Origin of the sequence: Lelliottia wanjuensis, from assembly GCF_030238365.1 — a bacterium.
In the GTDB taxonomy this organism is placed as follows: Bacteria; Pseudomonadota; Gammaproteobacteria; order Enterobacterales; family Enterobacteriaceae; genus Enterobacter; species Enterobacter wanjuensis.
On the sequence record NZ_JASSOT010000001.1, the window covers coordinates 46375 to 66995 of the forward strand.

General features: G+C 56.7%; 24 protein-coding genes, 1 pseudogene and 1 other annotated feature. Of the genes and pseudogenes, 8 read left to right on the top strand and 17 right to left on the bottom strand.

Annotated elements, in window-relative coordinates; genetic code table 11:
• Nucleotides 1-86: 86 nt before the first annotated feature.
• Entirely contained in the window at nucleotides 87-764 is a 678-nt protein-coding gene (locus QQF33_RS00235) for a hypothetical protein (RefSeq protein ID WP_285146349.1), read from the top strand.
• 212 nt (nucleotides 765-976) lie between these two features.
• Here QQF33_RS00235 and QQF33_RS00240 read toward each other — a convergent pair whose 3' ends face one another.
• The gene (locus QQF33_RS00240) at nucleotides 977-1273 is read right to left on the bottom strand and encodes a YciI family protein (RefSeq protein WP_100779949.1); all 297 of its coding nucleotides are present in this window, start codon (nucleotides 1271-1273) and stop codon (nucleotides 977-979) included.
• Nucleotides 1274-1494: 221 nt separating this feature from the next.
• Between QQF33_RS00240 and tonB the strand changes: the two genes are divergently transcribed.
• Nucleotides 1495-2220, top strand: a complete 726-nt coding sequence (gene tonB / locus QQF33_RS00245) for a TonB system transport protein TonB (RefSeq protein WP_282495369.1) — start codon at nucleotides 1495-1497, stop codon at nucleotides 2218-2220.
• Nucleotides 2221-2249: 29 nt separating this feature from the next.
• Here the strand turns inward: tonB and yciA are convergent, their stop codons facing one another.
• The 4 genes and pseudogenes from yciA to QQF33_RS00265 form a co-directional block, all read right to left on the bottom strand.
• Complete coding sequence (gene yciA / locus QQF33_RS00250; protein ID WP_282495339.1) at nucleotides 2250-2648, bottom strand: acyl-CoA thioester hydrolase YciA; 399 nt, start codon at nucleotides 2646-2648, stop codon at nucleotides 2250-2252.
• Between the two features lie 119 nt (nucleotides 2649-2767).
• On the bottom strand, nucleotides 2768-3307 hold the full coding sequence (locus QQF33_RS00255) for a septation protein A (protein ID WP_282495338.1): 540 nt from the start codon (nucleotides 3305-3307) through the stop codon (nucleotides 2768-2770).
• Nucleotides 3308-3338: 31 nt separating this feature from the next.
• The gene (locus tag QQF33_RS00260; protein WP_285146351.1) at nucleotides 3339-4082 is read right to left on the bottom strand and encodes a YciC family protein; all 744 of its coding nucleotides are present in this window, start codon (nucleotides 4080-4082) and stop codon (nucleotides 3339-3341) included.
• A 25-nt stretch (nucleotides 4083-4107) separates the two neighbouring features.
• Nucleotides 4108-4194: pseudogene (locus QQF33_RS00265) on the bottom strand (YkgJ family cysteine cluster protein); the annotation flags it as partial.
• A 174-nt stretch (nucleotides 4195-4368) separates the two neighbouring features.
• Here QQF33_RS00265 and ompW point away from each other — a divergent pair.
• Nucleotides 4369-5004 (top strand): outer membrane protein OmpW, encoded by a 636-nt coding sequence (gene ompW / locus QQF33_RS00270; RefSeq protein WP_285146352.1) that lies wholly within the window; start codon nucleotides 4369-4371, stop codon nucleotides 5002-5004.
• A 51-nt stretch (nucleotides 5005-5055) separates the two neighbouring features.
• Here ompW and QQF33_RS00275 read toward each other — a convergent pair whose 3' ends face one another.
• The 4 genes from QQF33_RS00275 to QQF33_RS00290 all read right to left on the bottom strand — a co-directional run bounded on the left by QQF33_RS00275 (nucleotide 5056) and on the right by QQF33_RS00290 (nucleotide 8064).
• A complete protein-coding gene (locus tag QQF33_RS00275) occupies nucleotides 5056-5370 on the bottom strand; it encodes a PTS sugar transporter subunit IIB (protein WP_285146353.1) in 315 nt (104 codons plus the stop codon).
• A 141-nt stretch (nucleotides 5371-5511) separates the two neighbouring features.
• On the bottom strand, nucleotides 5512-5745 hold the full coding sequence (gene yedF, locus QQF33_RS00280; RefSeq protein ID WP_095282233.1) for a sulfurtransferase-like selenium metabolism protein YedF: 234 nt from the start codon (nucleotides 5743-5745) through the stop codon (nucleotides 5512-5514).
• On the bottom strand, nucleotides 5742-6953 hold the full coding sequence (gene yedE / locus QQF33_RS00285) for a selenium metabolism membrane protein YedE/FdhT (RefSeq protein WP_285148938.1): 1212 nt from the start codon (nucleotides 6951-6953) through the stop codon (nucleotides 5742-5744). Before yedE ends, yedF begins: the two co-directional genes overlap by 4 nt.
• A 163-nt stretch (nucleotides 6954-7116) precedes the next feature.
• On the bottom strand, nucleotides 7117-8064 hold the full coding sequence (locus tag QQF33_RS00290) for a quinone oxidoreductase family protein (protein WP_285148937.1): 948 nt from the start codon (nucleotides 8062-8064) through the stop codon (nucleotides 7117-7119).
• 74 nt (nucleotides 8065-8138) lie between these two features.
• Between QQF33_RS00290 and QQF33_RS00295 the strand changes: the two genes are divergently transcribed.
• Complete coding sequence (locus QQF33_RS00295) at nucleotides 8139-8591, top strand: MarR family winged helix-turn-helix transcriptional regulator (RefSeq protein WP_285146356.1); 453 nt, start codon at nucleotides 8139-8141, stop codon at nucleotides 8589-8591.
• Nucleotides 8592-8623: 32 nt separating this feature from the next.
• Here the strand turns inward: QQF33_RS00295 and trpA are convergent, their stop codons facing one another.
• From trpA to trpL, 6 genes are all read right to left on the bottom strand, one after another.
• Nucleotides 8624-9433, bottom strand: a complete 810-nt coding sequence (gene trpA, locus QQF33_RS00300) for a tryptophan synthase subunit alpha (RefSeq protein WP_285148936.1) — start codon at nucleotides 9431-9433, stop codon at nucleotides 8624-8626.
• Nucleotides 9433-10626: a tryptophan synthase subunit beta gene (gene trpB, locus QQF33_RS00305; RefSeq protein ID WP_102103873.1), complete on the bottom strand. Its 1194-nt coding sequence runs from the start codon at nucleotides 10624-10626 to the stop codon at nucleotides 9433-9435. Before trpB ends, trpA begins: the two co-directional genes overlap by 1 nt.
• Before the next feature lie 10 nt (nucleotides 10627-10636).
• Entirely contained in the window at nucleotides 10637-11995 is a 1359-nt protein-coding gene (gene trpCF / locus QQF33_RS00310; RefSeq protein WP_285148935.1) for a bifunctional indole-3-glycerol-phosphate synthase TrpC/phosphoribosylanthranilate isomerase TrpF, read from the bottom strand.
• A 3-nt stretch (nucleotides 11996-11998) separates the two neighbouring features.
• Nucleotides 11999-13594 (bottom strand): bifunctional anthranilate synthase glutamate amidotransferase component TrpG/anthranilate phosphoribosyltransferase TrpD, encoded by a 1596-nt coding sequence (trpD, locus tag QQF33_RS00315; protein WP_285157168.1) that lies wholly within the window; start codon nucleotides 13592-13594, stop codon nucleotides 11999-12001.
• On the bottom strand, nucleotides 13594-15156 hold the full coding sequence (locus tag QQF33_RS00320) for an anthranilate synthase component 1 (RefSeq protein ID WP_285157169.1): 1563 nt from the start codon (nucleotides 15154-15156) through the stop codon (nucleotides 13594-13596). Before QQF33_RS00320 ends, trpD begins: the two co-directional genes overlap by 1 nt.
• Nucleotides 15157-15179: 23 nt before the next feature.
• Nucleotides 15180-15274, bottom strand: a sequence feature (Trp leader region).
• Nucleotides 15251-15295 (bottom strand): trp operon leader peptide, encoded by a 45-nt coding sequence (trpL, locus tag QQF33_RS25735; RefSeq protein ID WP_107704263.1) that lies wholly within the window; start codon nucleotides 15293-15295, stop codon nucleotides 15251-15253. (Overlaps the previous feature by 24 nt.)
• Before the next feature lie 138 nt (nucleotides 15296-15433).
• On the opposite strand from trpL, the gene rnm reads away from it, so the two are divergent.
• The 3 genes from rnm (at nucleotide 15434) to rluB (ending at nucleotide 17910) form a co-directional block, all read left to right on the top strand.
• Nucleotides 15434-16318, top strand: a complete 885-nt coding sequence (rnm, locus tag QQF33_RS00325; RefSeq protein WP_282495327.1) for an RNase RNM — start codon at nucleotides 15434-15436, stop codon at nucleotides 16316-16318.
• Nucleotides 16315-16935, top strand: a complete 621-nt coding sequence (locus QQF33_RS00330; protein ID WP_095282224.1) for an L-threonylcarbamoyladenylate synthase — start codon at nucleotides 16315-16317, stop codon at nucleotides 16933-16935. The genes rnm and QQF33_RS00330 overlap by 4 nt, the downstream gene beginning before the upstream one ends.
• Nucleotides 16936-17034: 99 nt before the next feature.
• A complete protein-coding gene (gene rluB, locus QQF33_RS00335) occupies nucleotides 17035-17910 on the top strand; it encodes a 23S rRNA pseudouridine(2605) synthase RluB (RefSeq protein WP_282495326.1) in 876 nt (291 codons plus the stop codon).
• A gap of 35 nt (nucleotides 17911-17945) precedes the next feature.
• Here rluB and cobO read toward each other — a convergent pair whose 3' ends face one another.
• Together cobO and QQF33_RS00345 are read right to left on the bottom strand one after the other, a co-directional pair.
• Nucleotides 17946-18536 (bottom strand): cob(I)yrinic acid a,c-diamide adenosyltransferase, encoded by a 591-nt coding sequence (gene cobO / locus QQF33_RS00340; RefSeq protein ID WP_285148930.1) that lies wholly within the window; start codon nucleotides 18534-18536, stop codon nucleotides 17946-17948.
• Nucleotides 18533-19294, bottom strand: a complete 762-nt coding sequence (locus QQF33_RS00345) for a YciK family oxidoreductase (protein ID WP_285148928.1) — start codon at nucleotides 19292-19294, stop codon at nucleotides 18533-18535. The genes cobO and QQF33_RS00345 overlap by 4 nt, the downstream gene beginning before the upstream one ends.
• Nucleotides 19295-19548: 254 nt before the next feature.
• Here QQF33_RS00345 and sohB point away from each other — a divergent pair, with 254 nt between their 5' ends.
• Complete coding sequence (sohB, locus tag QQF33_RS00350; RefSeq protein ID WP_285157170.1) at nucleotides 19549-20592, top strand: protease SohB; 1044 nt, start codon at nucleotides 19549-19551, stop codon at nucleotides 20590-20592.
• Nucleotides 20593-20621: the final 29 nt, after the last annotated feature.

Consider the following 20621-nt stretch of genomic DNA (forward strand, 5'->3'; position numbering starts at 1 on the left):
TGTGATTAGGGTGCAGTATTAGTGAGAAACTCATCGTCTGTCATCAGGCTTATGGGTAAACACATTCATGAACAATAGGATAGTTAATGGCCGGAAGAGAAGATAGTTTAAAGGCGATTTTCGATACGCAATTTATTAGCGCATGCAGGCACTACGAGCGTATTGAAATCAGAGCACCATTAAATGGTTTGGATCAATTTTTTAATGCCGATACTTTATTTTCAACATTCGATAAATTCTTTATAATTGAATTCAAATCATACAAATCAAGCCTACGTGCAGAAAATAGAAAACCTACAGCATGCCAAATCTGCTGTGGCTTACAAGTAAGCTCCGCAATCATTCCACTACATGATGCATGTCACTTTGCTATGTGGGGAAATATAGGGGATCAATTGCTATATGGAATGTATGATATATATAGGAATTGCGTGTGTAATACATCTATATTACCCCAATGTCCGGGTGCCGCACATTTTATGCTTTCACCAACTCCAAAAAATTTTAACGTTCTCGCTCGATTAGCAGGCCAAAACCGTGCAGGATTAAACTCACTGGAATTCCAGACTTATCTGGAGTGGCTTCTAGGTTCTAGAGGTGGTAGTGGGGGAGGGAGCGGTGATTTTAATGCAGCGATCTATGCAACTTCATCAACACATGCAGTCAATGGAATTCCTTTCAAAAGCCGAGAAGCATTACATCTCTGGTCGCAGGGTAATCCTCCAGACAGACGAGTTGATGACTGGGATGCGCCAGGCTTCTGAAGAAGCAGCTCAGGGGCAACATTTTTTTACGGCGAAAAGCATAGTGGTTGCTTACTAGATGTGTTGTTACATCAGAGCTTAAAAAGTAGCCCCGTAATTGCGGGGCTTTTGTATCGATGTGGTCAATATGTGGACGCAGACAGAAATAAATCCTTTTATTTCAATTTGTTAGGCTATTTCAAAAAGCTCCCGCAGGAGCCTTTCCCATCAACTCAAAACACCTTCTTAAACGGCCTCACCGTCACCTTCTCATAAACCCCCGCCGCCACATACGGGTCAGCTTCGGCCCAGGACTGCGCGGCTTCCAGCGATTCAAACTCTGCAATCACCGTCGAACCGCTAAAACCTGCAGCACCCGGATCGTTGCTGTCGACGGCGGGCATTGGGCCTGCGGTCAGTAATTTTCCTTCGTCATGTAAGAGTTGTAGACGCGCGAGATGGGCAGGGCGCACGGAAAGTCGTTTTTCCAGAGAATCGGCAACATCTTCAGCGTAGATCACGTAAAGCACGGCGGAGCTCCTTAGCCATAAAAAGTGTCAATAACGTTATGTGAAAGCATCGATGACTGCAATGTAAAGATAACGACCTTGTTAAAACCTTAACAAAGATGCGCCTTTTTTGGCCTCGCGAGCAGTTAAATCGCGAGAAGATGGAGTGTCTTATTGAATATGATTGCTATTTGCATTTAAAATCAGGGCCTGGTTTTTTAACTGAAACGATTATGACTTCGATGACCCTGGATTTACCTCGCCGCTTTCCCTGGCCAACGCTGCTGTCCGTTGTGATTCACGGTGCTGTCGTGGCGGGGCTGCTCTACACTTCGGTACATCAGGTTATCCAAATGCCAGCGCCTGCGCAGCCGATTTCCGTAACCATGGTCTCACCAGCAGACCTGGAGCCGCAGGTGGTTCCGCCTCCGCCAGAGCCGGTTGTCGAGCCGGAGCCAGAGCCCGAACCTGAGGTTGTACCGGAGCCGCCAAAAGAAGCGCCCGTGGTGATCCACAAGCCAGAGCCAAAACCCAAGCCGAAGCCAAAACCGAAGCCGGTGAAAAAAGTCGAAGAGCGTCCGAAGCGTGAAGAGCGCCCGGTCGAACCGCGCGCGGTGCAGTCGACGCAAAATACCGCCCCGGCAAAACCGGTGATGAACAGTTCACCGACCACGACGAAGCCGGTGGTGACTGCTCCGTCAGGCCCGCGTGCCGTGAGCCGCAATCAGCCGCAATATCCTGCGCGTGCGCAGGCGCTGCGTATAGAAGGTCGTGTGCGTGTGAAATTTGACGTGACGGCGGATGGGCGCGTGGATAATGTCGAGGTGCTTTCGGCGCAACCAGCGAACATGTTCGAACGCGATGTGAAAGCCGCGATGCGCAAATGGCGCTACGAACCGGGCAAACCGGGCAATGGGCTCATCGTAAACATTGTTTTCCGCCTGAACGGCGGGACGCAGATAGAATAAATGACGAAGCCTCCGAATGGAGGCTTTTTTTATACCTGCGGCAGCGGGCGAGGTTTACCCTGATTGTCCACCGCGACGTAGATAAACAGCGCCTCGGTTGCCTTGTAACGCTGTCCAATCGGCTCGGAAGAGACCTTCTTCACCCAGACTTCAATATTGATCGAAATCGACGTGTTGCCGCGCTTCACGCAGCGCGCGTAGCAGCAAACCACATCTCCCACCGCGACCGGACGCAAAAACGTCATCCCGTCGACTCTGACCGTCACCACGCGGCCATGGGCAATCTCTTTGGCGAGGATCGCGCCGCCCATATCCATCTGTGCCATTAACCAGCCGCCAAAAATATCACCGTTCGCATTGGTGTCGGCGGGCATTGCAAGTGTGCGTAAAACCAGTTCGCCCTGAGGGGCATCAATCTTTGTTGTCATTGTTTCTTAAGCTCGTTACGGAAGACGACAGGCGGGATGCTACTATGATTTCTTTACGGTGGGAATGTGCGGTGGGAAAAGAAGGGAAAGGCCAGACAGGAACTGCCTGGCCTGAAATCTTAGTGCTTGTCGTCTTGCGGCATATGGCGATAGATATACACGCCGCTCAGCAGCGTGAAAATCAGGGTTAATGCCGTCAGGCCGAAGACCTTGAAGTTGACCCAGATGTTCTGCGGCAGCCAGAACGCAATATAGATATTCGCCAGCCCACACAGAATAAAGAACAGCGCCCAGGCGATGTTGAGGCGCGACCACACCTGCTGCGGAAGAGTAATCTCTTTTCCGAGCATGCGCTGGATCAGCGGCTTATTCATCACCCACTGGCTCACCAGCAGCGCACCGGCGAACAGGGCGTAGATCACCGTCACCTTCCACTTGATAAACTCATCGTTATGGAAGAACAGGGTTAATCCGCCAAACACCGCCACCAGGACAAAGGTGATCAGCGCCATTTTTTCGACTTTACGGTAGCGGAACCAGCTGTAGATCAGCACGACGGCCGTCGCGACGATCAGCGCCGCGGTCCCGGCATAAATGTCGTAGAGCTTATAAAACGCGAAAAACACGACCAACGGTAAAAAATCAAGAAACTGCTTCATTCTTCGATTCCATCATCTGCTTTCAGGGAAACTACTGGCGAATCAACATATACAGGCGGAACAAATAGACCAACAATACGGCTGAAATCAGGTTGCTCAGCGTATTCGCGACCACCGCGCCGACGTTTGGCGTCAATACCGCAAAGTTCGGTGCAAACAGCAGCAGCAGCGTTTTGGCCAGCAGCCAGCTGATCACCGCCGGTGCGACCAGACGCATATTCGCCCAGGCCAGTTTTGCACTGCTGCGCATCGCTGTAAATATCCCCATTTTGTCCTGCACCAGCATCACCGGGGCGAACGAAAGGATAATCGCCAGCAGCACGCCCGGCACGACCACCAGCATCACGCCGATCTGCACCAGCATGGTGGTCAAAAAGATCAGGATAAACAGCTTCGGTAATACCGGCGCGCTGGCACCGATGGCGCGCAGGGCGCTAACGCGATGACCGGCAGACACCAGCTGAACCATCAGCAATACACCACCTGCCAGAATCGCATTGCCGATCAACCCGGAGAAGGTCGATGCCGCAGAGGCGCGCAGCAAGATCTGCTGCTGTTCTGGCGTCATGTTCTGAACCAGATCAAACAACCCACCGCTGCCGGCGAGATGATCGCCCTGGCTGAGGGTCGCAATTTGATCATCACTCGGCGAAAACGCATGGCCAAGCACCACCGTGATAAACGCGCATAGCAAGGCGATCAGTAAAAAGGTAATGAACTGATTGCGGAAAAAATTCCCCGTGTCACGGTAGACGGACTTCGCCGTGATAGACATGCACTCTCCTTGAGTATTGCAGGTATTAATAAGCGGGCAATTGTACCCTGGATAACTCTGCCGTGGCAGCACCATGACTTGTATGGAAAAGCATATCTTTGTAAAGCAATGGTCATTTCGCAAAATTGACCTGCGCCGAGGATATGCGTTCGTCTCTGCACGGCAAAAATTAATCTGGATCAATGAATGTTAAATTACCAGCCCAAGTGTGATCTGAGTTAGATCACTTGTTACTCATTTATGAGTATATTCACCGCGCCAATAAAACCACAACGATGGAGCGGATATGAAAAAGTTAGCAGTGGCAGCCCTGATCTTAAGCAGTATCTCTGGCGGCGCGTATGCGCATGAAGCGGGTGAGTTCTTTATGCGTGCCGGTTCGGCAACGGTGCGTCCGACGGAAGGGTCTGACAATGTGCTGGGGAGCCTGGGCGGCTTTAACGTCAGCAACAATACCCAACTGGGCCTGACGTTTACTTATATGGCAACGGACAATATCGGGGTTGAACTCCTGGCGGCAACGCCGTTCCGTCACAAGGTCGGCACCGGGCCGACGGGGAATATCGCCACCGTTCACCAGCTCCCGCCAACCCTGATGGCGCAGTGGTATTTTGGTGATGCCACCAGCAAAGTGCGTCCGTATATCGGCGCGGGTGTGAACTACACCACTTTCTTCGATGAGAAATTTAACGATACGGGCAAAGAGGCGGGTCTTACGGATCTCAGTCTGAAAGATTCCTGGGGCGCTGCGGGGCAGGTCGGGCTGGATTATCTGATCAACCGCGACTGGCTGCTGAACATGTCCGTCTGGTATATGGATATCGACACCGACGTGCGCTTCAAGGCGGGTGGAGAGCAGCAGAGCGTTCATACACGCCTGGACCCGTGGGTGTTTATGTTCTCGGCGGGCTATCGCTTCTAATTGGCGGCAGAAAACTGGCCGCCGCTTGCGGCCAGTTTTCTGATAACGATGCTATGCCACCAGCTCCGGCATATTCTCCAGCACAAATTCCAGCACTTTCTCACCGTCCAGTGACGCAAACGGATAGCTTTCGATAACCGTTATCGGCTTACCTTCGCCTATCTCAGCCCTTAATTCTTCAAGCTTATATTGAATATGCGGCGCGACTAAAAAGGCGTCAAAGGCGGGTGCGACGCTGGCGAAATTATCCAGCCCGACGGCGCTAATCAGCAGCCTCATTCCGCGCGCATCGGCTGCATGCTGCATTTTTTTGGCAAGCGACTGGGCGGTATTGCCGAACAGACAACAGATCAGTAACTTTTTCATCAGATTATCCTCATAGAAACTGGGGATACAGTATTCTCAGGCGGCAAAATAAAATGAGAGCTAACGCACCGTGTTGGCTGTTTTTTCGTCAGAAAGGAGAGGGAGACAACGCTCCCGCCAGGGAACGTTGTCAGAGGGACGTTACTTCTGAATCAGATAGCGAATGGTCGGGCCATCCTGCTGAATATCCAGCACGGTGTAACCGTGGTTTTTGGCATCCAGCGGAATGTTATTGATCGACTGCGGGCAATCGCTGACCACTTCGAGAATTTCCCCTTTTTTCAGCAGAGGCAAGGCTTCGAGCGTCGCAACAGCCGGGTAAGGGCAAGGTTCGCCCACCATATCGAGGCGGTAATCCGGGACGATTTGCGTCATGCCACATTCTCCTGTGTTTCAGTTTTACGCGCGGTGCGGCGGAAGAAGCGCTTTTCCTGGGCGATAACCAGCAAAAAGGCGATCAGCAGCAGGCCGTAGGTGACTAACAGCCCGCCCAGCGGACCGAAGGTGTTTAACAGATTAACCTTATCCCAGCTGGTGGCGAGCGCCGGGGAGAGATCGTCCCAGTAGTAGGCCAGAATAGTGGAACCCATCACGTTGCCGAGCCCCACCCACCAGTAATGCACCTGGCCTTCCACCGCGCGGTACATCCAGCCGGTTTCACACCCGCCCGCCAGCACGATACCAAAGCCAAAGAGCAAACCGCCGATCACGGCGTTCGGGCCAGCCCACATGGTCTTCGGCTCCACGCCCAGCTGCACATAGCTGAAAATACCGATGGCGCTCACCGCCATCCCGGCAATAATCGCTTTTGCCATCATGGTGCGACCGGTGATCCACATATCGCGGAACGCCGAGGTAAAGCAGATTTGCGCGCGTTCAATCAACAGCCCAAATCCGACGCCAAACAGCATCGCCAGCCCCAGCTTCGGCTGATTCATGGCGGTACAGAGTGCCCAGGCGATCATCGCGAAAAAGACCAACATGCCAAGGCGGAAGCGGCGCTTCGCCTGATCCGGCTTTTGCGTCAGCGGAGAGGCGGCGCTGACTTTGGTCATTTTGACCGGAATACGGAAGACAGGCAGGAGCGTGAAACGTGCGCCAAAGTACGAGCCAATCGCCGTCGCCACGGCAAAGAACCACGCATGCAGGGAGAACTGAGGGATCCCCGTGAAGAAAGCCGCCAGATTGCACCCCATTGCCAGACGTGCGCCAAACCCGGCGATGATCCCACCGACAACCGCCTGCGCAATACGGATGCGGCTGCGCGGCATACGCAGTTTGACGTTATTGGCCCACAGAGCGGCAGCGAAACAGCCCCCGAACATGCCAATGATCATCATCCCGTCGATACGGGTGAGCGGGGTGCCGTCCAGATGAATCAGTTTGAAATAGCCCCATTCCTCGGCATGTACGCCCGCCAGCTGTAAAAGCTGACCGCCCCAGCGGGTAAATTCACCCGTGACCGCCCAGAAGGTGCCGGTAATGCCGAAGTAATAGGTAGAGAGGACGCCGGCTGCGATGACGGCCGGAACAGGGGACCAGAACTTAATCAGATAAGCCTGTTTGAAGTGTTGCCATGACATTTGTAAGCCTCTGAACTCAGAAGGATTTGAAGCGGCAGAGAAGCCGAAAAAGAGTGGGGATCATACACTCAGGGTCGCATTTGAAAAGCGCTGCAAACCCAAAAGCTCGACCCGATCAATTTTGTCCTCACCCTAAAGACGTAGGCGCTCTGCCGCACATCCCTCAGTCCATCACAAACACGGTTCTTTTTTTGCTGTCGTCCTGCGACCAGATCTCGGCGACATCGTGCAGTCGCGCCGGGGTGGTGGCGATGGTGAATCCGCCCGGAACGGCGGCGTGTAGCATTTCACCCGTTGCCTGGATCAGCTGCGTCAGCGACAGGCTGCCGATCCCGCTGCCCATTAAGACAATCGGGGATGAGCGCAGCACGGCGCTGGGCAAGGCGATGTCCGCACCGGAAAGAGAGCCCACCTGAACATATCGAACGGGCGTCTGCCCTGGTGTGTGTTTTGCCAGCGCCGTCAGGATGGCCAGCGCGCTCTCGCCCCAAAGATAGTCGATCACCACATCTATCTGCTGAGCGGCCAGATCAGCCAGCTGTTGAGCGATGAGAGTGGCATCGTCGCTGAGCAGGACGCGCACGTCAGCATCCAGCTGAGTCAGCACCTGCGGGTTACGTCCGGTCACGATAATCTTCCCTGCGCCGCGATAGCGGGCAATTTGCACGGCCAGTTGCCCGGCGCTGCCGGTGGCCCCGTTGATCAGCACGGTCTCGCCCGGCTGAAACTGCGCGCGGGTGACAAGCGAAGCCCATGCGGACATCCCAGGGTTTGCCATTGCGGCGGCCGTCGCGTCATCGAGTCCGTCGGGGAGGGGAAGACAAAGATTCGCGTCGACAGGGGCGAATTCCGCCATGCTGCCCCACGGCGTCGGCGGAAACGCAAAGTAAACGCGCTGACCCTCTTCGGTCACGCCCGTCCCGTCGATTCCGGCGATAAACGGCAAGGTGCCGTCAAAACTGTAATGTTTACCGGAAGCCCGGCTTTTCACCACGTGACTGATCGCCGAGGCGGTGACGCGCACGAGGTGCTGGCCTGGCCCGGCCTGAGGCGTGGCAAAATCGGCGTAAACCGGCCCGGTTGCCGGATCAAAAACCACTGCTGCTTTCATAATCTTTCTCCTGTACGGTAATATGTGTAAAATGCACATATCTGATAAGGGCACTATACTCGCCAGGAAAATATATGCAAGATGCACATAAATACGATGTCACGGATTTTCACGGCGCGCTGCTGGATATCATCGGCGTCATGAATCAGCCGCAGCGCGACGACACTCTGCTCTCAGAGGCGGGCGTTACGCTGGATCAAATTTTGTTTCCGCTGCTGGTGACCATTGACCGCTATGGGCCGCTGGGTGTCGTCGAACTTGCCGACAGGCTGGGGCGCGATTACACCACCGTCAGTCGCCAGGTCAAACGGCTGGAAGCGCAGGGGTTAGTGCAGAAGAAGCCGGGCGCGAAGGATAAGCGCGTGTCAGAAGTCACCCCGTCCGAACAGGGAAAAGCGTTAACGATGAAAATCGCACAGGCGCGTATGACGCTGATGAATCAGATTTTCAACGACTGGCAGGAGGAAGAAGTGGGGGCGCTGTTCCGCCTGGTACGAAAATATGCGGATAGCATTAAAGGGGAATAACCGTCTGGCGGGCGGCCAGACGGTCAGGAACATCAGGCGTTACGCGTTGCCGCTTTCATCGCTGTCACGAATTCGTGCAGCTCCGTCAGCATCTGCTCTGGCTTATCGACGTTGCGCTCGATGATTTTGACAATCGCCGAGCCGGAGATCGCGCCCGCAGCTTTGGCATCAATCGCGGCGGTCACCTGTTCAGGAGAGGAGATCCCGAAGCCCTGCAGCGGCGGTGCCGCGTGGTACTCGGCCAGTTTTTCCACCAGATGATGCAGGGGAAGCGCCGCTTTGTTTTCCGCACCGGTCACGCCTGCACGCGACAGCAGGTAGGTATACCCGCGGCCGTAAGAGGCAATCTGGCGCAGCAGTTCGTCATCGGCGTTTGGCGGGCAGATGAAGATCGGCGCGACGTTATGACGCATCGCCGCCTGGCGGAACGGGGCAGACTCTTCCACCGGCACATCGGCGACCAGCACCGAATCCACGCCTACGCGGGCGCACTCAGCGTAAAAGTTATCGATGCCTTTGCTGAATACCAGGTTGGCATACATCAGCAGGCCAATTGGAATGGTCGGGTGCTTCTGGCGGATCGCCGCCAGCATCTCAAAGCACTGGGTCGGCGTCACGCCTGCGGCAAAGGCGCGCAGGGTAGCGTTCTGAATGGTCGGGCCATCCGCCAGCGGATCGGAGAACGGAATTCCCAGCTCCAGCGCATCAGCGCCTGCGGCAATTAAGGTGTCGATGATTTTCAGCGACTGCTCAGGGCCCGGATCGCCCAGGGTGACGAAGGGAACAAACGCGCCTTCCTTGCGGGCTTTCAGTTCTGCAAATGCGTTATCGTAGCGTTCCATCAGATTTCCCCTCGTGCTTTCAGAATGTCGTGAACGGTGAAGATATCTTTATCACCGCGACCGGAAAGGTTCACCACCAGCAGCTGCTCTTTTTCCGGGTTTTCTTTAATCATTTTCAGGGCGTGAGCCAGCGCGTGAGAAGACTCCAGCGCCGGGATGATCCCCTCGTTGCGGCACAGGGTCTTGAACGCTTCCAGCGCTTCGTCATCGGTGATCGAGACATAGTCGGCGCGGCCAATGCTGTTCAGGTGTGCGTGCTGTGGCCCGACGGACGGGAAGTCCAGACCGGCAGAGATGGAGTAAGACTCCTCAATCTGCCCTTCGTCGGTCTGCATCATCGGCGATTTCATGCCGAAGTAGATCCCGACGCGGCCGTGTTTCAGCGGCGCGCCGTGCTCGCCGGTTTCAATGCCGTGACCCGCAGGTTCAACGCCGATCAGGCCGACGCTTTCGTCGTCGATAAAATCAGCAAACATGCCGATAGCATTTGAGCCGCCGCCGACGCAGGCGATCACCGCATCCGGCAGACGTCCCTCTTTTTCGAGGATCTGCGCTTTGGTCTCTTCGCCGATCATGCGCTGGAATTCACGCACAATGGTCGGGAACGGGTGAGGACCGGCAGCGGTGCCGAGCATGTAGTGCGCGGTGTCGTAGCTGCCAGACCAGTCGCGCAGCGCTTCGTTACAGGCATCTTTCAGCGTGGCGGACCCGCTGTGTACCGGGATCACTTCCGCGCCCATCAGACGCATACGGAACACGTTCGGCGACTGGCGCTCGACGTCTTTCGCACCCATGTAGATACGGCACTTCAGGCCGAGCAGGGCGCTGGCAAGCGCTGAGGCCACGCCGTGCTGTCCGGCACCGGTCTCGGCGATGATTTCAGTTTTGCCCATGCGCTTGGCAAGCAGCGCCTGGCCCAGCACCTGGTTAGTTTTGTGCGCGCCGCCGTGGAGCAGATCTTCACGCTTGAGGTACAGCGTGGTGTTGGTGCCTTCGGTCAGATTACGGCATTTGGTCAGCGCCGTCGGGCGGCCTGCGTAGTTTTTCAGCAGGTCAGTAAATTCTGCCTGGAACGCCGGATCTTTCTGCGCGCTGACAAAGGCTTCTTCGAGCTGGCGCAGGGCCGGCATCAGGATTTGTGGCACATACATGCCGCCGAACTCACCAAAATAGGGATTTAATAAAGTTGTCATTTTCTCTTCCTTAATAGGCACGCAGCGTCTTGAATACCGAGGCCAGCTTACTGGCATCTTTGATGCCCGGCTGAGACTCCACGCCTGAATTGAAATCGAGGCCCGCGCAGCCCGCTTTCGCGGCTTCTACGCAGTTGTCAGGGCTTAATCCGCCCGCCAGCAGGACGTTGTCCAGCTTCTCGCCGTTGAGCAGGGACCAGTCGAAGCGTTCGCCGGTTCCGCCCTGGCCGTTATCCAGCACATATTTATCGACGTGCTGCAGATCGCGGGCGGGCAGTGAGTCGCTCACGCTCTGCGCTTTCCAGATTTGCACCTGCGGAGCCAGCGCCTGGCGGAGTTCGTTAATGTAAGTTTGATCTTCCTGCCCGTGCAGTTGCACGGCCGACAGGGATAAGCTTTCAGCAAGGGCTGTCACATCAGCTACCGGCGCGTCGCGGAACACGCCGACGTAGCTCAGTGGTGCGCCAGCAATGACTTCGCGCGCCTGATCTTCGGTCACAAAGCGCGGCGAGGCGTCGACGAAAATCAGCCCGCCGTAAACGGCTCCCGCTTCGAGCGCGGCGGCGGCATCCTGAGGACGCGTCAGCCCGCACACTTTGTTCTCGCCCAGCAGCACGCGGCGCACGGCGGCGTTCAGATCGTCGTGAGACATCAGGGCCGAGCCAATCAAAAAGCCGTTGGCGAAATGACTCAGCTCGCGAACCTGAGCGTAGGTATTAATGCCGGACTCGCTGATGACCGTGACACCCGCACCCAGACGCGGCGCCAGCTGGCGCGTGCGGTTCAGGTCGATGGAGAGATCGCGCAGGTCGCGGTTGTTGATGCCAACGACTTTGGCTTTCAGGGCGATGGCGCGTTCCAGCTCCTCTTCGTTGCTCACTTCCGTCAGCACGCCCATGTTCAGGCTGTGGGCGACGGCGGAGAGCTGGCGATACTGCTCGTCATCCAGCACGGAGAGCATCAGCAGGCAGGCATCGGCCTGATAAAAGCGCGCCAGCCAGATTTGGTACGCGTCAATAATGAAGTCTTTACACAGGATCGGCTGCGGCGCTATCTGGCTGACAATCGGCAGAAAATCAAAACTGCCCTGGAAATATTTCTCATCCGTCAGCACCGAAATGGCCGACGCATGGTGTTTGTAAACCCCGGCAATGCGCGCGGGATCGAAATCGTCGCGGATCACGCCTTTCGACGGCGAGGCCTTTTTGCACTCCAGGATAAACGCGGTGCGCGCACCCTGCAGGGCATCATAAAAACGGCGCTGACTTGGAACCACTTCATTCTGGAAGCTGGCCAGCGGCTGCTGCTCTTTGCGCGCTTCTACCCAGATGGCCTTATCGGCGACGATTTTCGCTAAAACGGTCTGCATCTTTTATCCTCTTGCCGCAAGTGCGGTAACGCGGTCGTAAGCTGCGCCGGAGCGCAATACGTCCAGAACTTTTTGTGCGTTCGCCTGTAAGTCTTCTTCGCCGTGCAAACGCATCAACATCGCGACGTTGGCGGCGACGGCGGCCTCGTGGGCGGCTTCACCTTTACCTTGTAGCAAGCGTGTCAGAATGTCACGGTTTTCTTCCGGCGTGCCGCCTGCCAGCTGCTCCTGGCGATACGGCGTCAGGCCAAAGTCGGCTGCTTCCAGCTGATAGCTCTGAATTTCGCCGTCACGCAGCTCAGCTACCAGGGTTGGCGCATGGAGCGACACTTCGTCCATCCCGCCGCTGTGAACCACTGCCGCACGCTGATACCCGAGCACGCGCAGGGTTTCGGCAATCGGCAGCACCAGTTCCGGGCTGTAAACCCCGATCAGGGCCAGGGGCGGATGCGCCGGGTTGATCAGCGGGCCCAGCACGTTAAACAGGGTGCGGGTTTTCAGCTGCTGGCGGACCGGCATCGCATGGCGGAAACCGGTGTGGTATTTCGGCGCGAACAGGAAACAGACGCCCAGATCGTCCAGCGCTTCACGGGAGCGTTCGGCGTTCATTTCGAGGTTAATCCCGAACGCGGCCAGCAGGTCAGAAGAGCCGGAACGGCTGGAGACGCTGCGGTTACCGTGCTTCGCCACTTTCATCCCACAGGCCGCAGCGACAAAGGCGCTGGCGGTGGAGATGTTAATGCTGTTGCTGCCGTCGCCGCCGGTGCCGACGATATCGGCAAACTGATAGTCAGGGCGCGGGAACGGGGCGGCATTTTCCAGCAGAGCGGTGGCGGCACCGGCAATTTCCTGCGGCTGTTCGCCGCGCACTTTCATGCTCACCAGCGCGGCGGCCAGCTGCTCTGGCTTCAGTTCACCGCGCACCACCGCGGAGAAGAGCTGGTGGCTCTCCTGCTGGGTCATGGTCTGGGCCTGATACAGTTTTTCCAGAATCGGCTGCAGAGTGTTGGTCTGCTCCAGCTTCTGCAGCGCCCAGTTGAGGGTCTGCTCCAGCAGGCGCGCGCCGTTAGAGGTCAGAATCGATTCCGGGTGGAACTGCAGGCCGCAGACCCGATCCGCGTCGTGGCGCACGGCCATCACCATCCCTTCAAAAGAGGCGTTGATGGTCAGCCCCGCCGGAATGTTGCTTCCGACCAGAGAGTGATAGCGCGCGACCGGGAGTGGGTTCGGCAGCCCGGCGAACATCGCCTGGCCGTCGTGTTCAATGCTGGACGCCTTACCGTGCAGGATTTCGCCCGCCTGACCCACGTATCCGCCGTAGGCTTCCACGATCGCCTGATGCCCCAGGCAGATGCCGATGATCGGCAGTTTGCCGCGCATACGGGTCAGCAGCTCAGGCATGCAGCCCGCTTCGCTCGGCGCGCCAGGGCCTGGAGAGAGCATCAGCACCGGGTTTTGCATGGTTTCCAGACGCTCGATCAGGGTCTGGGCCGGAACATGATTGCGGTAAATCACCACGTTGTGTCCGTTCGCACGCAGCTGGTCTGCCAGGTTGTAGGTAAAGGAGTCGATATTATCGAGCAGCAGAATGTCAGCCATCAGAAAATCTCCTGTGCGTGGTGTGCGGTGGCAATGGCGCGCAAGACCGCGCGAGCTTTACTGCGGGTTTCGTCAGCTTCGGACTGCGGAACAGAATCCAGAACAATGCCTGCGCCGGCCTGGACGGTGGCGATGCCATCTTCCACGTAGGCGGAGCGGATGACGATGCAGGTGTCCAGATCGCCGTGCGCGGTGAAGTACCCGACCGCGCCGCCGTAGCTGCCGCGACGACGGCCTTCGGCTCCGGCAATCAGCTGCATGGCACGCACTTTCGGTGCGCCGCTCAGGGTGCCCATGTTCATACAGGCGCGATAGGCGTGCAGGGCGTCGAGATCGTGACGCAGCTCACCGACCACGCGGGAGACCAGGTGCATCACGAAGGAGTAACGGTCGACTTTGGTCAGGTCCGCCACGTAGCGCGTGCCCGGAGTACAGATGCGCGCCAGATCGTTACGCGCCAGGTCGACCAGCATCAGGTGCTCGGAGAGCTCTTTGTGGTCGGTGCGCATCTCCAGCTCAATGCGGCTGTCGAGATCGCGATCTAATGACCCGTCGGCGCGGCGACCGCGCGGACGCGTTCCGGCAATCGGGTAAATTTCAATCTGGCGGCTCGGCGCGTCATATTTCAGCGAGCTTTCCGGCGAGGCGCCGAACAGGGTGAAATCGTTGTCCTGCATGAAGAACATGTACGGGCTTGGGTTGCTCTTCTTCAGCACGTCATACGCGGCCAGCGGAGACGGGCACGGGAGCGAGAAGCGGCGGGATGGCACCACCTGGAAAATTTCACCGGCGCGAATCGCTTTCTGCATCTGACGCACCACTGCGCCGTACTGGTCGTCGGTCTGGTTCGTTTCGCACTGCATATGCTCGATGTGCTGGACCGGCAGGGCGGTTGGCTCTTCGGTCATCTGCAGCTGGAGCTGCTCGATACGCTGCGCCAGACGCTGTTTTTCAGACGCTGACGGGGTGAACAGGCTGGCCTGAATGCGGGTATATTTTTTCTGATGGTCAATCACCATCAGCGTTTCTGCCAGATAGAAGCAGTAGTCCGGGCAGCGGTTGCCCTGTTCGGTTTCAGGCAGATCTTCAAACCCGGCGACCAGGTCATAGGCAAACAGCCCGCCGAAGAACATCGCTTCGCGCTCGTCTTCAGGCACGTCCACCAGGTTTTGCAGCAGGCGGAAGGCGTCGAATACGGACAGAGAGCACAGGCGCGCATCCTCATCCAGCAGTTGGCTCACCGGCGGGAAGTGCAGAATACGGGTTTCCGGATGACGTTCATTTTCAATACCGGCAGGCAGCGCGGCATCCAGCAGCGGCAGCAGGGCGGCACCGTTATCTGACAGGGCTTTAATGGTGACAGTGTCACCTAACGCGGTAATGCGCAGCGCGCTGTCGACCAGCAGCAGGCTTTTGAGATCGTCTTTGCTGTCGATGTCAGCAGATTCCAGCAGCAGGGTGGCCGGACGTGCGCCGCAAACCTGATGGAACAGTGCGGTAGGGTTATGGCGATACACCGCTTCGCAGGTCAGCAACTCAAGGTGTGTTTTGGCTGTTTGCATATTGTTGTTCTCATATTCTGTTCATAAAAAAGCCCGCATCGTCGCGGGCCTGGTATCTGTTTGCGTTTCGCACACGAGTGACACTGCCCGATAATCAGGAAGTGCGCCACCAGCCGTGCAAAGAGAAATGTGCTTTCATTTTCAGATACCTTCTTGAGTGAACTTGCGTACTAGTTAACTAGTTCGATGGCGTAATGTCAACCCCTGATTTCAGAATTTGCTCGCAAGCCGTTATCATAGACTTTCTGAATACGATAAACCTGTGATGGAAACCGCTTTGAGCGAAACAAAATACGCCGTGATTTATGATTTACACAGCCACACTCAGGCTTCCGATGGCCTGCTGACGCCCGAAGCGCTGGTTCACCGCGCGGTAGAGATGCGCGTGGGCACGCTGGCAATAACCGATCACGACACCACGGATGCCATTCCGGCGGCTCGGGCCGAGATTGCCCGCAGCGAACTGCCGTTAAACCTGGTCTCCGGCGTAGAGATTTCCACCGTCTGGGAAAATCACGAAATCCACATTGTCGGCCTGAATATTGATATTGAACATCCGGCCCTGTGCGCGTTTCTCGAAGAGCAGAAAGAGCGCCGCAATCAGCGCGCGGAGCTGATTGGCGAGCGGCTGGAGAAATCGCAGATCCCCGGCGCGCTGGAAGGGGCGCGACGCCTCGCCAACGGCGGGGCCGTGACGCGCGGGCACTTCGCCCGTTTTCTGGTCGAGGCCGGTAAGGCGAATAACTTTGCCGATGTATTCAAAAAATACCTCGCGCGCGGTAAAACCGGTTACGTTCCGCCACAGTGGTGTACAATAAAACAAGCTATTGATGTCATTCATCATTCTGGCGGCAAGGCGGTGCTGGCCCATCCAGGGCGGTATAACCTTTCGGCTAAGTGGCTGAAAAGACTGCTGGCGCACTTCGCTGAAAATGGTGGAGAAGCGATGGAAGTCTCCCAGTGCCAGCAGGCACCCAATGAGCGCAGTCAACTGGCGACCTATGCGCGTCAGTACGGTCTGCTTGCGTCGCAAGGCTCTGATTTTCATCAGCCTTGCGCATGGATTGAGCTGGGGCGCAAGCTCTGGTTACCCGCAGGCGTGGAGCCGGTCTGGGCACTTTGGGAGCAGCCGCAGCAACATATTGAAGAGAGGGAAGCATGAGTCAATTTTTCTATATTCACCCGGATAACCCGCAGGCGCGGTTGATTAATCAGGCGGTGGAGATTGTTCGCAAGGGCGGCGTGATCGTCTATCCAACGGATTCCGGCTACGCGCTGGGCTGTAAAATCGAAGACAAAGGGGCGATGGAGCGCATCTGCCGCATCCGTCATCTGCCGGACGGGCACAACTTCACCCTGATGTGCCGCGATCTCTCGGAAATCTCGACCTACGCCTACGTGGATAACGTCGCCTTCCGCTTAATCAAAAACAACACGCCGGGCAACTATACTTTCATTCTGAAAGGGACCAAGGAAGTGCCGCGCCGCCTGTTGCAGGAAAAGCGTAAAACCATCGGGATGCGCGTGCCGTCGAACCCGATTGCGCAGATGCTGCTGGAGACCCTCGGCGAGCCGATGCTCTCGACCTCCCTGATGCTGCCGGGCAGTGATTTCACCGAGTCCGACCCGGAAGAGATCAAAGACCGTCTGGAGAAACAGGTGGACCTGATTATTCACGGCGGCTACCTCGGTCAGCAGCCGACCACGGTTGTCGATCTCACGGAAGATGCACCAGAAGTGATTCGTGAGGGCGTGGGTGACGTAAAGCCTTTCTTGTAAAGGTATAAGCGGCTATACTACGCGGCCATCAAAACAGCGGTAGACCGCTTTTTTGACCCTAATTCGACGCCTGTGAAGGCGACACCTGAAGGATGCTCAATGAGCGAAAAATTACAGAAAGTGCTGGCCCGTGCTGGCCACGGTTCACGCCGTGAAATCGAAACGATTATTGAAGCGGGTCGCGTCAGCGTTGACGGCAAAATTGCCAAGCTGGGTGACCGCGTTGAAGTCGTTCCGGGGATGAAGATCCGTCTCGACGGTCACGTGATCTCCGTGAAAGAGTCTGCCGAACAGATTTGTCGCGTGCTGGCTTACTACAAGCCGGAAGGCGAATTGTGTACGCGTAACGATCCAGAAGGCCGCCCGACGGTGTTCGACCGTCTGCCAAAACTGCGCGGCGCGCGCTGGATTGCAGTGGGTCGTCTGGACGTGAACACCTGCGGTCTGCTGCTGTTCACCACCGACGGTGAACTGGCGAACCGCCTGATGCACCCAAGCCGTGAAGTAGAGCGTGAATACGCGGTGCGCGTGTTCGGTCAGGTTGATGAAAACAAACTGCGTGACCTGTCGCGCGGCGTTCAGCTTGAAGACGGTCCTGCGGCGTTCAAAACCATTAAATTCACCGGCGGTGAAGGGATCAACCAGTGGTACAACGTCACCCTGACAGAAGGGCGTAACCGTGAGGTTCGTCGTCTGTGGGAAGCGGTTGGCGTGCAGGTGAGTCGTCTGATTCGCGTGCGCTACGGTGACATTCTGCTGCCGAAAGGGATTCCGCGCGGGGGCTACACCGAGCTGGATTTAACCCAGACCAACTACCTGCGTGAACTGGTGGAACTGCAGCCAGAAACCACGACCAAAGTGGCGGTTGAAAAAGACCGTCGTCGCGTGAAAGCGAACCAGATTCGCCGCGCGGTGAAACGCCACAGCCAGGTGAGCACCACTCGCCGCTCTGGCAGCCGAAACAACAACGGCTAAAAAAACAAACCCGGCTGCTGCCGGGTTTTTCATTTCTAGTAGTCGATACCGATTTGCGCTTTTATTCCGGCATCAAACGCATGTTTGACCGGGCGCAGTTCGCTCACCGTATCGGCCAGCTCCAGAATATCCCGATGGCAGCCGCGTCCGGTCACGATCACCGTCTGATGCGCAGGACGATGTTTCAGCGCCTGCATAACCTCTTCCAGCGGCAGATAGTCGTACGCCACCATGTAGGTTATCTCATCCAGCAGAACCATATTAAGCTCCGGGTCGGCCAGCATGCGTTTGGCGTGTTCCCAAACCGCAAGACAGGCGGCGGTGTCGCTTTCGCGGTTCTGCGTGTCCCAGGTAAAACCGGTCGCCATCACCTGAAACTCCACGCCGTGCGGCTCGAGCAGATTACGCTCGCCGTTCGGCCATTCGCCTTTGATAAACTGAATCACGCCCACTTTTTGCCCGTGACCGACGGCGCGCGTCGCGGTGCCAAAGGCGGCGGTGGTTTTACCTTTTCCGTTGCCGGTAAAGACGATAACGATGCCACGCTCTTCCTGCGCGGCGGCAACTCTTGCATCCACCTGTTCTTTCAGGCGCTGCTGACGCTGCTGATGACGTTCTTCACTCATTGCGAAATCCCTGGCTTACGGCCCGGCTGGGCGTCAAAGGTCATACCGGTTTTACGGCGGCTGTCGTCGCCCATCAGCCACAGATAGAGTGGCATAATTTCGGCGGGCGTTTTCAGCTTTTGCGGATCTTCCGTCGGGAAGGCGCTGGCGCGCATGCCGGTGCGCGTCCCGCCCGGATTGATGCAGTTCACGCGCAGATGGCGAGTCTGATACTCCTCGGCCAGCACCTGCATCATCCCTTCGGTGGCAAATTTCGACGCGGCATAAGCGCCCCAGTTGGCGCGACCCTGACGGCCGACGCTCGACGAGGTAAAGACCAGCGAGCCAGATTCTGACTTGAGTAATAAAGGAAGCAGCGCCTGAGTGAGGAAAAAGGTGCCGTTGACGTTAACCTGCATCACCTGCTGCCAGATCTCTGGATCCTGTTCATCCATCGGACGAACTTCGCCCAGCAGACCGGCATTGTGCAACACGCCGTCGAGGCGCGGGTAGTGCGCTGCGATTCGCTGTGCCAGTTCCGCGCAGGACTCCGGCGTACAGGTCAGCAAATCGAGGGTATACCAGCGCGGCGTTTCCCCGCTGGCGTCGGTAATCTCTTGCGCCACGCGGCGCAGCTTCTCTTCGTTACGACCAAGCAGCACGACCTGCGCGCCGTAGCGGGAATAGGTGAGCGCGGCTTCGCGGCCAATGCCGTCGCTGGCGCCGGTGACCAGGATAATACGGTCCTGTAGTAAATCTTTTTGCGGTTGATAATGCACGAATACTCCTGTGGCGCATGACGGGCCTGCGGCGCCTGCTGTTCTTTCACTTTTTGGCTTTATGCCCGAAACGGCGAGTGATTTCAATCAGTCTACAGGAGAGAAGGCTTCGAAATTAACAATTTGCAACTATTTCAGTAACAAGACCAAATTCCTGAAAGCGCCTCGCAACGGTATTGTAGGACGCGAGACGCCTGGCAAAGGCTGTTGTACACTGGTCGTGAAAGATTCGTGGTTAAATCAAGGTGGAACACGTGGAATTACTTTCTGAGTACGGTCTGTTTTTGGCCAAAATTGCGACGGTGGTGATCGCTATTGCGGTGATTGCGGTGCTGATCGTGAACCTGACGCAGCGTAAGCGTCAGCGTGGTGAACTGCGCATTACCCGCTTAAGCGAGCAGTATAAGGAGATGCAGGAAGATATGTCCGTGGCGCTGCTGGATGGGCATCAGCAGAAGCTGTGGCATAAGGCGCAAAAGAAAAAGCTCAAGCTCGAAGCCAAAGCGGCAAAAGCGAAGGCGAAACAGGATCATCAGGAAACAACCAAACCACGGGTCTATGTGCTGGATTTTAAAGGCAGTATGGATGCCCATGAAGTCACGTCTCTGCGCGAAGAGGTGACGGCGGTGCTGGCGGTGGCAAAACCTCAGGACCAGGTCGTGCTGCGACTGGAAAGCCCTGGCGGCGTGGTGCACGGTTACGGTCTCGCGTCCTCACAGCTGCAACGTCTGCGTGAGAAACAGATCCCACTGACGGTGGCGGTCGATAAAGTGGCGGCGAGCGGTGGCTATATGATGGCCTGTGTGGCTGACAAAATTGTTGCGGCGCCCTTTGCGATTCTCGGCTCGATTGGCGTGGTCGCGCAGATCCCTAACTTCAATCGTTTTCTGAAAAACAAAGAGATCGATATCGAGCTGCATACCGCCGGGCAATATAAGCGTACGCTGACGCTGCTGAGTGAGAATACAGAAGAAGGGCGACAGAAATTCCGCGAAGACCTCAACGAAACGCATCATCTGTTTAAGGATTTTGTGAAGCGGATGCGTCCGTCGCTGGACATTGAGCAGGTGGCAACCGGTGAACACTGGTACGGCATACAGGCGCAGGAAAAAGGGCTGGTGGACGAAGTCGGCACCAGTGACGATCTGCTCCTGAGCCTGATGGAGGGCCGTGAGCTGGTGGGTGTGCGCTATACTCAGCGTAAGAGACTGCTCGACCGCTTTACCAATAGCGCGGCGGAGAGCGCCGACCGCTTGCTGTTGCGATGGCTACAACGCGGACAAAAACCGCTGCTGTAAACAAAAACGCGAGGCATTTGCCTCGCGTT